16 protein-coding genes and 1 tRNA gene are annotated in these 11,756 nt (G+C 71.1%); 10 read left to right on the plus strand and 7 right to left on the minus strand.

What is annotated here, in order from left to right; genetic code table 11:
• Positions 1-154 precede the first annotated feature (154 nt).
• Positions 155-334 carry a DUF4236 domain-containing protein gene (locus tag ACIBEF_RS15225; RefSeq protein WP_030333600.1) on the minus strand — a complete coding sequence of 60 codons (180 nt, stop codon included), beginning with the start codon at positions 332-334 and terminating at the stop codon, positions 155-157.
• 248 nt (positions 335-582) lie between these two features.
• Here ACIBEF_RS15225 and ACIBEF_RS15230 point away from each other — a divergent pair, with 248 nt between their 5' ends.
• The 7 genes from ACIBEF_RS15230 (at position 583) to ACIBEF_RS15260 (ending at position 6,134) form a co-directional block, all read left to right on the plus strand.
• Positions 583-660 carry a putative leader peptide gene (locus tag ACIBEF_RS15230; protein ID WP_349881247.1) on the plus strand — a complete coding sequence of 26 codons (78 nt, stop codon included), beginning with the start codon at positions 583-585 and terminating at the stop codon, positions 658-660.
• Positions 661-800: 140 nt separating this feature from the next.
• Positions 801-1,832 (plus strand): ABC transporter substrate-binding protein, encoded by a 1,032-nt coding sequence (locus ACIBEF_RS15235; protein WP_396793921.1) that lies wholly within the window; start codon positions 801-803, stop codon positions 1,830-1,832.
• Positions 1,829-2,758: an ABC transporter ATP-binding protein gene (locus ACIBEF_RS15240; RefSeq protein ID WP_396793922.1), complete on the plus strand. Its 930-nt coding sequence runs from the start codon at positions 1,829-1,831 to the stop codon at positions 2,756-2,758. Before ACIBEF_RS15235 ends, ACIBEF_RS15240 begins: the two co-directional genes overlap by 4 nt.
• Entirely contained in the window at positions 2,751-3,623 is an 873-nt protein-coding gene (locus ACIBEF_RS15245) for an ABC transporter permease (protein ID WP_396793923.1), read from the plus strand. The genes ACIBEF_RS15240 and ACIBEF_RS15245 overlap by 8 nt, the downstream gene beginning before the upstream one ends.
• Before the next feature lie 11 nt (positions 3,624-3,634).
• Positions 3,635-4,969 carry an LLM class flavin-dependent oxidoreductase gene (locus ACIBEF_RS15250; protein ID WP_396793924.1) on the plus strand — a complete coding sequence of 445 codons (1,335 nt, stop codon included), beginning with the start codon at positions 3,635-3,637 and terminating at the stop codon, positions 4,967-4,969.
• Complete coding sequence (locus ACIBEF_RS15255) at positions 4,966-5,526, plus strand: flavin reductase family protein (protein WP_396793925.1); 561 nt, start codon at positions 4,966-4,968, stop codon at positions 5,524-5,526. The genes ACIBEF_RS15250 and ACIBEF_RS15255 overlap by 4 nt, the downstream gene beginning before the upstream one ends.
• Positions 5,523-6,134: a malonic semialdehyde reductase gene (locus ACIBEF_RS15260; RefSeq protein ID WP_396793926.1), complete on the plus strand. Its 612-nt coding sequence runs from the start codon at positions 5,523-5,525 to the stop codon at positions 6,132-6,134. Before ACIBEF_RS15255 ends, ACIBEF_RS15260 begins: the two co-directional genes overlap by 4 nt.
• A gap of 12 nt (positions 6,135-6,146) precedes the next feature.
• Here the strand turns inward: ACIBEF_RS15260 and ACIBEF_RS15265 are convergent, their stop codons facing one another.
• Together ACIBEF_RS15265 and ACIBEF_RS15270 are read right to left on the minus strand one after the other, a co-directional pair.
• A complete protein-coding gene (locus tag ACIBEF_RS15265; RefSeq protein WP_030333674.1) occupies positions 6,147-6,602 on the minus strand; it encodes an Rrf2 family transcriptional regulator in 456 nt (151 codons plus the stop codon).
• A 7-nt stretch (positions 6,603-6,609) separates the two neighbouring features.
• On the minus strand, positions 6,610-7,602 hold the full coding sequence (locus ACIBEF_RS15270) for a helix-turn-helix domain-containing protein (RefSeq protein WP_396793927.1): 993 nt from the start codon (positions 7,600-7,602) through the stop codon (positions 6,610-6,612).
• A gap of 202 nt (positions 7,603-7,804) precedes the next feature.
• Here ACIBEF_RS15270 and ACIBEF_RS15275 point away from each other — a divergent pair, with 202 nt between their 5' ends.
• The gene (locus ACIBEF_RS15275) at positions 7,805-8,581 is read left to right on the plus strand and encodes a glucose 1-dehydrogenase (RefSeq protein ID WP_396793929.1); all 777 of its coding nucleotides are present in this window, start codon (positions 7,805-7,807) and stop codon (positions 8,579-8,581) included.
• A gap of 99 nt (positions 8,582-8,680) precedes the next feature.
• Here the strand turns inward: ACIBEF_RS15275 and ACIBEF_RS15280 are convergent, their stop codons facing one another.
• Complete coding sequence (locus ACIBEF_RS15280) at positions 8,681-9,112, minus strand: SsgA family sporulation/cell division regulator (RefSeq protein WP_007457244.1); 432 nt, start codon at positions 9,110-9,112, stop codon at positions 8,681-8,683.
• A gap of 273 nt (positions 9,113-9,385) precedes the next feature.
• Between ACIBEF_RS15280 and ACIBEF_RS15285 the strand changes: the two genes are divergently transcribed.
• Together ACIBEF_RS15285 and ACIBEF_RS15290 are read left to right on the plus strand one after the other, a co-directional pair.
• On the plus strand, positions 9,386-10,027 hold the full coding sequence (locus tag ACIBEF_RS15285; RefSeq protein ID WP_396793930.1) for a PGPGW domain-containing protein: 642 nt from the start codon (positions 9,386-9,388) through the stop codon (positions 10,025-10,027).
• A 50-nt stretch (positions 10,028-10,077) separates the two neighbouring features.
• Positions 10,078-10,149 (plus strand) — tRNA-Val (locus tag ACIBEF_RS15290).
• Positions 10,150-10,382: 233 nt separating this feature from the next.
• Here ACIBEF_RS15290 and ACIBEF_RS15295 read toward each other — a convergent pair.
• The 3 genes from ACIBEF_RS15295 to ACIBEF_RS15305 all read right to left on the minus strand — a co-directional run.
• Positions 10,383-11,168, minus strand: a complete 786-nt coding sequence (locus ACIBEF_RS15295; protein WP_396793931.1) for a phosphotransferase — start codon at positions 11,166-11,168, stop codon at positions 10,383-10,385.
• Positions 11,169-11,183: 15 nt separating this feature from the next.
• Positions 11,184-11,423, minus strand: a complete 240-nt coding sequence (locus ACIBEF_RS15300; protein WP_396793932.1) for a hypothetical protein — start codon at positions 11,421-11,423, stop codon at positions 11,184-11,186.
• A gap of 138 nt (positions 11,424-11,561) precedes the next feature.
• The coding region (locus ACIBEF_RS15305; RefSeq protein ID WP_396793933.1) for a transposase family protein at positions 11,562-11,756 on the minus strand (195 nt) is incomplete at its 5' end.

Genomic DNA, 11,756 nt, shown 5'->3' on the forward strand with positions numbered 1-11,756 from the left:
GCGGGCGGGGCGCGCGGGGCGCGCGGGGCGCGCGGGGCGCGCGGGGCGCGCGGGCGGGCGGGGCGCGCGGGGACGGGCGGGGACTGGGTGGGGGGTGTAGACGCCGAGCGGGGTGCCGGTGAATCACCGGCACCCCGCTCGACTCCCGGGATGATTACGACCGGGACTTGTCCTGCTTCCAGGAGAGCGGACCCGGCAGGTCGACCCGGTGTGCACGGGCCTTGGAGTTCCAGGACCAGCGACCGATCTTGATGCTCCACGAGGAGAAGCCGTTCTCGGTGAAGTTCAGAATGATCGGACCGTACTTCTTGCGCTTGCGAAACATGAGGCCCATCGGAGGTCTCCCCTCGTCACCGTTCCCTGCCGTGTCGAGATCGAACATTCCCGAACCGGCGACTTTTGAAACCCTCTCGCCGTCCGTCCTGGACGGTCGCCAGGCGGGCATCGCAATCTCTATCCAACAGATAGGTGTTGCGGCACGGTAAACGCTGGCCGGGGCGCTTCGTAACATCGGCAGCGATAGAAGTCTCATCTTCTGGAAGGCCGTTGACCGCTCGCTCCGATCCCGGGCAGCATGGGGTCATGTCGCAGCGGGATGAGCTTCTCCTCACCGCTCGTGTGCACGTCGACCTGGTCCGGCACGCGAGCGCGCTCTGTTGAGCTGACCGGTCCATCCGGCTCGGTTCCAGCGCCGCACTCTCCACCGCCCGCCCGCCCGCCCGCTCAACGCGGAGCAGCGTGCCCGCACGCCCTCATCCGGGCGTCCCCGCTCCCATCGTGGACAGATCAGGAGACTCCTCATGTCCCCACCCCGTCGTGCCATTCTGCGTACCCTCGCCGCCGTTGCCGCGCTGGTCGCGCTCACTGCCACTGCCGGCTGCGGCGGTGACGCGGCAGCCGACGGCGCCCAGGCCAGCGAGCTGCGCTACCAGGGCTCGGTCGGCCAGGTCACCCTTCCCGAACTCGCCGCCGACCTCGGCTACCTCGGCGACGTCAAGCTCAACTGGATCGGCAACGTCACCGGCGGTCCGCAGGACATCCAGGCCACGGCCACCGGGCAGAGCGACTTCGGCGGCGCGTTCAACGGCGCCATCGTCAAGCTCGCCGCCGCCAACGCCCCGATCACCGCCGTGATCAGTTACTACGGCTCGGACGCGCAAACCTTCCAGGGCTACTACGTGCTCGACGACAGCCCGGTCCGCGGCCCCCGTGACCTGATCGGCAAGAAGGTCGGCATGAACACCCTCGGCGCGCACGCCGAGGCCGTGCTCAAGACCTGGCTCGCCCGCGGCGGGCTCACCCCCGCCGAGATCAAGCAGGTCGAGCTGGTCGCCCTGCCACCTGTCAACACCGAGCAGTCGCTGCGGCAGCGGCAGATCGACGTCGCCGTGCTCGGCGGGGTTATCCGGGACAAGGCGGTCGCCGGTGGCGGCATCCGCACCATCTTCACCGACTACGAGCTGCTCGGCGCCTTCAGCGGCGGCACCTACGTCTTCCGCGACGACTTCATCAAGCGCAACCCGGAGACCGTCAAGGCGTTCGTCACCGGGGTCGGCAAGGCCATCGAGTGGGCCCGCACCCAACCCCGGGAGACTGTGGTCGCCCGGATGCGGGACATCATCGGCATGCGTGGCCGCAACGAGGACCCGTCGCTGGTCGCGTACTGGAAGAGCAGTGGCGTCGCCGGCCGTGGCGGTGTGATCGGCGAGCAGGAGTTCGCCACCTGGATCGACTGGCTCGCCGCCGAGGGCGAGCTCAAGGGCGACCGTCCGAAGCCCGCCGACATCTACACCAACCGGTTCAACCCCTTTGTCGACGGGGGGAACGCGTGAGCGCCGACAAGATCCTCTTCGACCGCGTGAGCAAGACCTTCCCGGTCCGCGCCAGCCGGCGTGGTGGCGCCGGCGCGGTCACCGCGCTGGACGAGGTCACTCTCGGGGTACGCCCCGGCGAGTTCCTGGTCGTCGTCGGCCCCAGCGGCTGCGGCAAGTCCACGTTGCTCGACCTGCTCGGCGGGCTCACCGAGCCGACTGCGGGGCGGGTGCTCGTCGACGGTCGGCCCGTCACCGGTCCCGGTCTGGACCGGGGCATCGTCTTCCAGCAGTACGCGCTGCTGCCCTGGCGCACCGCCGCCGGCAACGTCGCGTTCGGTCTGGAGGCCAAGGGGGTGCCCCGCGCCGAGCGCGCCGCCCTGATCGAGCACCACCTCGACCTGGTGGGCCTGCGCGGCTTCGCCGACCGCTACCCGCACGAGCTGTCCGGCGGGATGAAGCAGCGGGTGGCCATCGCCCGCAGCCTCGCGTGCGACCCGGACGTGCTGCTGATGGACGAGCCGTTCGCCGCACTGGACGCGCAGACCCGCGACTCGTTGCAGGACGAGCTGGTGCGCATCTGGGCCCGCACCGGCAAGACCGTCGTGTTCATCACCCACGGCATCGACGAGGCCGTCTACCTGGGTCAGCGGGTGGCGGTGCTGACGTCCCGGCCCGGGCGGCTCAAACAGGTCATCGACATCGACCTCGGCGACCGGGACGCGGTCGAGGACGTGCGCTCCACCGACGCGTTCCGCCACCACCGCCACCAGATCTGGACCCTGCTGCGTGACGAGGTGCGGGCCGCCCAGGCAGCCGAGAGCGCCACCGGCAGCCGCACCGCCCACACCGGAACAGGTGGTGCTCGTACTCCCGTCGTCGCCGGAGCGGACGCGCGGCGCGCGGCGCCGGCGGCGGCCCACACCGAGGAGGCCCGCGTTGGTTGACATCGCCGAACGTCCCACCCGGCTGGCGGCCCCGGCGGCCGTGCCGGACGCGGTGGCCGCCGCCGGGCCCGGTGCCGGTGGCCTTGCCGGTCGGCTGCTCGGCGTCGGCGGAAAGGCGCTGCACCGCAGCGTCGCGATTCTCGCGCTGGCCGCGATCTGGGAGGGCGCACCCCGGCTCGGGCTGGTGGACCGGGTCTTCCTGCCGCCGCTGTCGGAGGTGCTGGTGGCCTGGTGGGAGTTGCTGCGCAGCGGGCAGCTCGCCGAGCACGTGGGCGCGAGCCTCACCCGGTCGTTGGCCGGGCTCGGCCTGGCGGTGCTCACCGCCATCCCGCTCGGGCTGCTGATCGGCTGGTACCGGCCGCTCGCCGAGTTGCTCAGCCCGCTGCTGGAGGTGTTCCGCAACACCGCCGCGCTGGCCCTGCTGCCGGTGTTCGTGCTCATCCTCGGCCTGGGCGAGACTTCCAAGATCGCCCTGGTGCTGTACGCGTGCTCCTGGCCGATCCTGCTGAACACCATCGCCGGGGTGAAGGGCGTCGACCCGCTGCTGATCCGGTCGGCCCGCTCGATGGGGCTCAACCACCTGCGGCTGTTCCAGAAGGTGATCCTGCCGGCCTCGGTGCCGACCATCTTCACCGGCGTCCGACTGGCCGGGGCGTACTCGATCCTGGTCCTCGTCGCGGCCGAGATGGTCGGCGCGAAGGCCGGGCTCGGCTACCTCATCAACTACGCGCAGTACAACTTCGCGATCGCCGACATGTACTCCGGGATCATCACGATCTCCGCCATCGGCCTGGTCGTCAACCAGCTCCTCGTCGCCCTCGAACGTCGCTTCTCCACCTGGCGCGTCGACGTCTCTGCCGGATAGGACGGTCACCAATGACCCGCACCCTGCACCTCAACGCGTTCCTGATGGGCGTCGGCCACCACGAGGCCGCCTGGCGGCACCCCCGCACCGACCCGCGTCGGGTCACCGACGTACGCCACTTCCAGGAGTTGGCCCGGATCGCCGAACGCGGCACCCTCGACTCGCTCTTCCTCGCCGACGGTCTCTCGGTCGGGCCGAACCCCCGGCACAACATCCAGGCCGTCTTCGAACCGCTGACCCTGCTCGCGTCGCTCGCCGCGGTGACCGAACACATCGGTCTCATCGCGACGGTCTCCACCACCTACAACGAGCCGTTCCACGTGGCCCGCAAGTTCGCCTCGCTGGACCACCTCAGCGGCGGTCGCGCCGGCTGGAACATCGTCACCTCCGCCCAGGAGCGGGAGGCGGTCAACTTCAACCGGGACAGCCACCCCGAACACGCCGACCGTTACCGGCGGGCCGCCGAGTTCGTCGACGTGGCGATCAAGCTCTGGGACAGCTGGGAGGACGACGCGCTGGTCTTCGACACCGGCGCCGGGGTGTTCGCCGACACCGACCGGGTGCACGAGGTGGCGCACCGCGGGCCGGAGTTCCAGGTCCGCGGCCCGCTGAACATCCCCCGGGGGCCGCAGGGCCGACCGCTGCTGGTGCAGGCCGGCTCGTCGCCGGACGGCATCGCCTTCGCCGCCCGCTACGCCGAGGCGGTCTTCACCGCGCAGCAGACCCTCGCCGACGGGCAGAGCTTCTACGCCGAGCTGCGCCGACAGGTCACCGCCGCCGGTCGGGACCCGGACCTGGTGAAGGTCCTGCCCGGCATCGCGCCGGTGCTCGGCGGCACGGAGGCCGAGGCGCTGGCGCTCGCCGCTGAGCTGGAGGAGCTGATCGTCCCCGACTACGCCCTCGCCCAGCTCTCCGGGATGCTCGGCACCGACCTGACCGGTCTGCCGCTGGACGGTCCGCTGCCGGAGCTGCCGACCGCCGGCACCGTGCAGGCCCACCAGAGCCGCTACCAGCTCGTCACCGAGCTGGCCCGCCGGGAACAGCTCACCATCCGGCAGCTGATCGGCCGACTCGGCGGCGGCCGGGGTCACCGGGTCGTCGCCGGTACGCCGGAGCAGATCGCCGACCAGATCGAGCTGTGGTTCACCCAGGGGGCCGCCGACGGGTTCAACATCATGCCGCCGCACCTGCCCGGCGGGCTCGCCGACTTCGTCGACCACGTGGTGCCGGTGCTGCGCTCCCGTGGGCTGTTCCGCACCGAGTACACCGGTCGGACGCTGCGCGAGCACTACGGCCTGCCCCGACCGGCCAGCGCGTACGCCGCGTCGACCCTGGTGTCGGCGTGACCACCGTGGAGCGCCCCTCGGCGGACATCGCCGAGCTGCGACCGGTGAACCGGGACCTGTTCCGAGCTCTGCTGCGGCGGCAGGCCAGCAGCGTCACGGTGGTCACCGCGGTCGCCCGCGGCACCGACCCCGCCTGCCTGGGTGGGATCGGCGCGCCCATCCGGGCGGGCTTCACCGCCACCTCGTTCACCTCGGTGTCGTTGGACCCGCCGCTGGTCTCGTTCTGCCTCGGGGTGGCGTCGTCGAGTTGGCCGGTGCTCGCCCGCGCCGAGCACGTCGCCGTGCACCTGCTGGGCGCCGGGCAGCGGGAGGCCGCCACTGTCTTCGCGACCAGCGGCATCGACCGGTTCGCCGCGTACCCGGACTGGACGTCCGGGCCGTTCGGGGTGCCGCTGCTCGACGGGGTGCTGGCCCGGCTGCTCTGCCGGGTGGTGCACCGGGTCCCGGCCGGCGACCACACACTGGTGATCGCCGAGCCGCTGGCGCTCGGCGACGGCGGTGACGGCCCGCCACTGGTCCACCACCGGGGCGGCTACACCACGGCTGCTCCGGCATGACCGCACCCGCCGAGCAGGACCTGCTCGCGCTGGACCGGGCCGCCCAGGACCTGCTGTTCCGGGCGGCCCGCACGGCCAACACGTTCACCGACGAGCCGGTCACCGACGCCCAGGTCGCGGCGATCCACGACCTGATCCGGTACGGGCCGACCGCGTACAACGGTCAGCCGCTGCGGGTGCTGCTGCTGCGCTCGCCGGAGTCCCGGGCCCGGCTGCTGCCGTACGTGTCGTCGAGCAACCGGCCGAAGACGGCCACGGCGCCGCTGGTGGCGGTGCTCGCCGCCGACGTCGATTTCCACGAGCGGCTGCCCGAGCTGTACCCGCACCGGCCGCAGGCCCGCGACTGGCTCAGTGACCGTCCCGCTCGCGCCGAGCAGGCCCGGTTCAGCGCGACCCTCCAGATCGGCTACCTGCTGGTGGGCGTACGCGCCGCCGGGCTGGCCGCCGGCCCGATGGCCGGGTTCGACGCGGCAGGGGTGACCCGCGAGTTCTTTCCCGACGGCCGGCACGAGGCGCTGCTGCTGCTCAACCTGGGCCACCCGGGCCCGGACGCCTGGGAGCGGCGGCTGCCCCGGCTCAGCACCGAGGAGGTGGTGTGGACGCTGTGAGCCGGCCGACGCTCAGCGGGGCTCCCACGCATCGGGTAGCGCGGTGAGCTTGCGGACGTGCGCGGGCAGTCGACCGCTGACGATCTCGGCGAGGCTCACCTCGTCGACGACCCGCCGCACGGCGGCGCGGACCGCCACCCACAGGCCGGGCAGGTTCTCCGCCGAGCCCTCGTACCGGGTCTCCTCGGGGCGCAGCCCGCGTACCCCGGCCAATGGGCCCTCGACGGCGCGCAGCACCGCACCGACGGTCACCTCGCGGGGTGGGCGGGCGAGGGTGTAGCCGCCCTCGGCGCCGCGTTGGGCGCGGACGATGCCGGCCCGGCGCAGATCCGCCAGGACCGCCTCCAGGAACTTGCGGGGCATGTCCTGCTCCGCGGCGATGGCCTGGGTGGACAACAGCGAGGGGTACGCGGTGGCGAGGCTCAACGCCGCCCGTACCGCGTAGTCGCCGCGCGCGGATATCTGCACCCTGCCATCATGCCCGGCCGGTGCCGCCCAGCCCTCCGGCGGGCGGCCCGGGTCTCGTGGCGTGCCCCCCGTTGGCGGGTTCGCCGAGGGTGCCGGGGCGGAACCAGCCGCTGTTGACGCCCGTCGACTCGGCCGGCGGTCGAGGCCGGACCACCCGGCCGGCCGCCGGTTGATCCCGGGCGGCCCGGAACGCGCCGGGGCTGACCCCGACCTCGCGGGTGAAGAAGCGGCCGAAGTTCGTGGGTTCGGAGAAGCCGAGCCGCCGTCCGATCTGGGCGATCGGCTGATCCGTCGCGGCCAGTAACCGGCCGGCCTGCAACGCGACCCGCTCGTCGATGACCTGCTTGGCGCTGCGACCGGTGACGGCCAGGCAGGCCCGGGTCAGGGTCCGCACCGAGCAGCCGAGCCCGGCCGCGTAATCCTCCACCCGCCGGGTCTGCGGGTAGCCGTTCTCCACCTCGCGGCGGAACCTCCGGAACGTCTCGTCCTCGGGTCGGGAGGGCGGCCGGTCGTCGCGGGCCACGGCCAGCCGCAGCAGCAGCACGGCCAGTTGATGCCGGAGCAGCGCGCGGGCGGTGGGGCTGTCGGGGTGCCGCCGGCAGTCCACCGCCAACTGGCTCACCTCGCTGATCACCGCGTCCTCGTCCTCTCCTGCCAACTGCCGCCAGGTCGCGGTCGTGGTCAGGTCGACGTCGAGGCCGCGCAGCGCCTCGGCGTCCCAGGCGACCACTGTGGCGTCGAACTGGGGGCCGGCGCAGCGCAGCACCTGGCCGGGGCGGACCCGCAGCAGCGTGCCGGGCCGGCACGGCAGCAGGTGGAAGTCGAGTTCCGCGTCGCCGTGCCCACGCGTGGTGAGAATCAGAAGCTCCCGCTCGACGATCACCGGCCGACGCCAGCCCGGGGCACCGGCAAGATCGGCCAGCGCGAACGTGGCTATCTCGTCGGTGACCGGAGACGCCGTTCCGATCGATGGCGCGGGGGAGGGATCGGTGGAGACCATCGCCTGCGACGGTAGCCCGAACCGCAGGTCACCGCATCCCGATCGACGTTCGCAGCGGAATCCGCGGCAAGCTGCGGGCTTGTCCCGGTCCCGGCGGCCGGGCTACGTTACCCGGCGGTAGCGCCGTCGGTCCGCGGTCCACCCGGTATCCGCCGGTCACCCGACCAGCCGGCGGCACCCGCCGACTCGCGATGGGATGGGCATGACGCAGCTGTTCTCGGTCGAAGGTAAGACGGTCCTGGTCACCGGCGGCTCGCGGGGGATCGGGCTGATGATCGCCCAGGGTTTCGTCCGAGCGGGCGCACACGTGATCATCTCGTCCCGCAAGGCTGACGTCTGCGAGGCGGTCGCCACCACCCTGTCCACCGAGGGTCGCTGCGAGGCCATCCCCGCCGACCTCGGCGACGACGCCGGCGCCGAGACGTTGGCCGCCGCCGTTCGCGAGCGCTTCGGCCGCCTCGACGTGCTGGTCAACAACGCCGGAGCGACCTGGGGCGCACCTCTGGAGGACTACCCCGAGGCCGCGTTCGACAAGCTCTGGGCGGTCAACGTCAAGGCCGTCTTCCGCCTCACCACCGCGCTGCTGCCGGCGCTGCGCGCCGCCGCCAGCGCCGACGACCCGGCCCGCGTGATCAACATCGGGTCGATCGACGGCATCCGGGTGCCGATGATGGAGGTGTACGCCTACTCGGCCACCAAGGCCGCCGTGCACATGCTCACCCGCAGTCTCGCTCACCAGCTCGCCGGGGAGCAGATCACCGTCAACGCGATCGCGCCCGGCCCGTTCGAGAGCAAGATGATGGCGTTCGCGCTCGACGACCCGGCGAGCCGGGCCGCCATCGAGCAGCAGGTGCCGCTCGGCCGCATCGGGCGCCCCGAGGACATGGCCGGCACGGCCATCTACCTCTCGTCGCGCGCCGGTTCGTACCTGACCGGAGCGGTCATCCCCGTCGACGGCGGCATCACCACGCACGGCTGAGCACCGGCCGACCCGGGGCGGGCTGCCCGCGTGCCGGGGCCGCGCGGACTCGGCAGATCCGCGCGGCCCCGGTGTGGCCGGTGTTGCCCGTTCGGGCGGTCAGCGACCGGCGAGCAGCCGGTTCACCGCCGTGTCGACGTCCAGGTGCTCGGCCTCACGGCCGCGCGGGACGACGACGTAGGTCCGTCGAAGGAAACGCACCAGGACGCTGCGCGGCACCTCGAAGAGGGCGTTGCCGTCCGGTGACGAGAGGGCCAGCGCGACGAAGTCGCCGCGCGGTGTGGCCCAGGGCCAGACCCGAACGTCCCCGATGCCGGCCGGCTCGTCCAGGCCGGTGACCAGAAGTTCGCGAGCGAACGACCAGCTCACCGCCTCGCCCCCTGCCGATTCGGCATGGAACAGGACATGGACCGCATACGGGTCAGCAGGGTCGTAACGCAGACTGGCACGCACCGGCAAGGCGGTGGCGTCAGGTGCGACGAGCCTTAGCGACGTCTCGACCTCTACGGTCGTCGGTCGGATGACACTCATGGACGTTCTCCCCCCGGCACCGCTGCGGAACGCGCGTGTCCCGCTTTTCCCATACTCAGGTGCTACCTCTGGCTACGCTCCGCCATACGCTGACTTCACCCAGTGGTGGGAAGGGGGACGGAAAGGCCGCGTGAATGTGAGCATTCATGTAGGATTTCCGGTTCTGCCCAGTGCGTGATCCCGCCCGGTATCGGGTGGCTCAGTCGTCGACTTACTCCGGTAACGTCCAGTCGGCCGTTGCAGTGACGGGCCCGAGCGACACTGGGGGGTGAAATGGTGACCAAGCAATCCTCAGTGGATCCGGCGGCGGCACCCGGCCCGCCGAAAGTCGCGGTCCGAGCAGCCGAAAAGCGGGGGTACGGAGTGCCGATGGAGCAGCCCGAACGGGCCGGTCGGCCGGCGTCCGACGCCGGTCGGTCCGGTGGTGGCGCCGGTGCTGGTCGTGGTGACGACGCTGCCACCGGTGGCGACGCCGCCGTTGGTGGTGGCGGAATCGCCGTGCAGGATCCTCCGCGCCGGCCTCGCTGGCGCGAACGGATCTCGCTGACCCTCGACCTCATCCGCGCCAACCCCACCGGGCGGATCGCACTCAAGATCTTCATCGCGATCGCCGGGGCGCTGGTGGTGACCATCGGCATTGCCCTCATCCCGCTCCCCGGGCCGGGCTGGCTGCTGGTGATCGCCGGCCTGGGCATCTGGGCCGTCGAATACCACTGGGCTCGACGGCTGCTCGGCTTCACCCGCCGCCACGTCCACGGCTGGACACGCTGGGTGACAAGGCAGTCGCTGCTGGTGCGAATCGTGCTCGGCTCCGTCGGCCTGGTCTTCGTGGCCACGGTGGTCTGGCTGTCCCTCAAGTACAGCCTCGGCATCGACGTGGTCGCCGAGGCGATGCAGTACCTGGCGACGCACTGACCCCGGATTTCCGGTCCGGTTCCACGATCGGGTAGAGTCAGTGGCGCTGAGGGCGATTAGCTCAGTGGGAGAGCGCTTCGTTCACACCGAAGAGGTCGCTGGTTCGATACCAGCATCGCCCACTCTCAGTTTTCGCAGGTCAGAAACCCGTTGCCGGATCAGTCGGTAACGGGCTTCGCCGTAAGTGCTGCTTACACTGGGAGCAGATTGGGAGCAGCGCGGCTGCTTCTGGGTTCGGGCCGCCATGGACCCGTCCGGTTGAGTGACCTGACGTGCGGTGCCGAGCGGGCCTGCCGGCTAGTTGAGGAGCTGGGCCGACCGCTGCCGGTGCCGCGCGGCGAGAGGGTGGCCCCGGTTATGGCTCATGGGGTGACCGGCGGCCGTAGGTCCGATGGGTGGCCCATAAGGCGAGGTCGTGTACCCAGAGCTCGGCGCTCTGCCGGGACTTGACGGCCCACTTTGTTGCGTTCTTTGACGCGAAGTGGTCCAGGACCTGACGGTCAGTCGCCGTCCATGCGGGAAGCTCGGCCAGCCACTGTTCTGCCTGTTTCGCGCGGTGGCCGCTGCCGATCAGCCATGGGATGAGCAGCGCGAGTTCGACCCATGCCGCGGCCTTGGTTGCCCACGCCCAATCGACGATCCGTAGGCCGCGTGGCGTCACGATCAAGTTGGCCGGGTTGAGGTCGGAATGGATAAGCGTCTCGCCATCCATCGCCGGGTGCGCGAACCCGAGCCGGGCTGCCGGGGTGAACCACATCTCGCCAGGCGCAGGCGTCTCTTGAAGTGCTTTCAGCGCGGCGAGGAGCAGATCGAGGTCTCTACTGCCGGGTGACAGGTCGGGGTGGGGGCCGGCAAGATGTTCGGTCCCCACCACCAGCCAGCCATCGGATTCGAACTGCCACAAGACCGCGGGCGGGTGCCGGTCGATGGCTCGGGTGGCCGCGAGTTCGTAGCGCAGCGACCGAACGCTCAGCTCGCCGGAGGCTGCCTTGACGAAGATCCGCCCGGCGGGTCCGGTCACCGTCGAGGCGATCTCGGCGTGGTTGCCACTGGAAGCCGAGGTGACGTCGAAGGTTCCGCCGACCCGTTCGGCGATCCCTGCCGTGACACTCTCCGGCAGAGCGGTCCAGTCGCTGCGCATCGGATCTCCCCTCTGCTACGTGCCCGGTTGAGGCGGATTCGGCGGACAGCAGGACTCGGCCTCGCCGCCCCAGAATTCCATGTCGACCCGGTAGCCGGTCGCGTGCAGCCCCGCGAGTGTGTAGGTGATGGCGGTGGCGTCCTGCATGGCCTCGGTCACGATCGGCCGATGGCGCACGTAGTGGCCCGCGATCGGGTCTGCTGCACCGATGCCCGGCGAAGTGCCGAATATCGTCGGATCTGCGACGGAAGCCACGGATCACCGTCGGTTTAAGGACTAATCCGTCGGCTCCCGCTGATCGTGCGCGTGTTCAGGGGCAACCACCACCACCATCAGGCTGGTCCTTCGGGCCTCTTCGACGTGCATATCCCGTCCAGTGTCATTGAGCCATTTTCATCCTGCGTAGCGGTTCGCTTCGACGTGGTGCAGGACGAGGATGGCTTGCGCGATCGCGGTGGCTCGGCGTGGACAGCAGCGCAGCTTGACCAGGACCTTCCAGGTCTTGAGGGTGGAGATCGCTCGTTCTCCGCGGGCGCGGATCTTCGCGTGGGCCCGGTTCACGGCCTTCTGCCTGCGTGACAGCTTTGG

It is taken from the genome of Micromonospora sp. NPDC050795 (assembly GCF_044456785.1).
Lineage (GTDB): Bacteria > Actinomycetota > Actinomycetes > Mycobacteriales > Micromonosporaceae > Micromonospora.

Coding starts and splice junctions, on each gene's coding strand:
- ACIBEF_RS15270 (WP_396793927.1), bottom strand. CDS start 7,602: ATGGTCTCCACCGATCCCTCCCCCGCGCCATCGATCGGAACGGCGTCT.
- ACIBEF_RS15235 (WP_396793921.1), top strand. CDS start 801: ATGTCCCCACCCCGTCGTGCCATTCTGCGTACCCTCGCCGCCGTTGCC.
- ACIBEF_RS15295 (WP_396793931.1), bottom strand. CDS start 11,168: ATGCGCAGCGACTGGACCGCTCTGCCGGAGAGTGTCACGGCAGGGATC.
- ACIBEF_RS15260 (WP_396793926.1), top strand. CDS start 5,523: ATGACCGCACCCGCCGAGCAGGACCTGCTCGCGCTGGACCGGGCCGCC.
- ACIBEF_RS15280 (WP_007457244.1), bottom strand. CDS start 9,112: ATGAGTGTCATCCGACCGACGACCGTAGAGGTCGAGACGTCGCTAAGG.
- ACIBEF_RS15250 (WP_396793924.1), top strand. CDS start 3,635: ATGACCCGCACCCTGCACCTCAACGCGTTCCTGATGGGCGTCGGCCAC.
- ACIBEF_RS15230 (WP_349881247.1), top strand. CDS start 583: ATGTCGCAGCGGGATGAGCTTCTCCTCACCGCTCGTGTGCACGTCGAC.
- ACIBEF_RS15225 (WP_030333600.1), bottom strand. CDS start 334: ATGGGCCTCATGTTTCGCAAGCGCAAGAAGTACGGTCCGATCATTCTG.
- ACIBEF_RS15275 (WP_396793929.1), top strand. CDS start 7,805: ATGACGCAGCTGTTCTCGGTCGAAGGTAAGACGGTCCTGGTCACCGGC.
- ACIBEF_RS15285 (WP_396793930.1), top strand. CDS start 9,386: ATGGTGACCAAGCAATCCTCAGTGGATCCGGCGGCGGCACCCGGCCCG.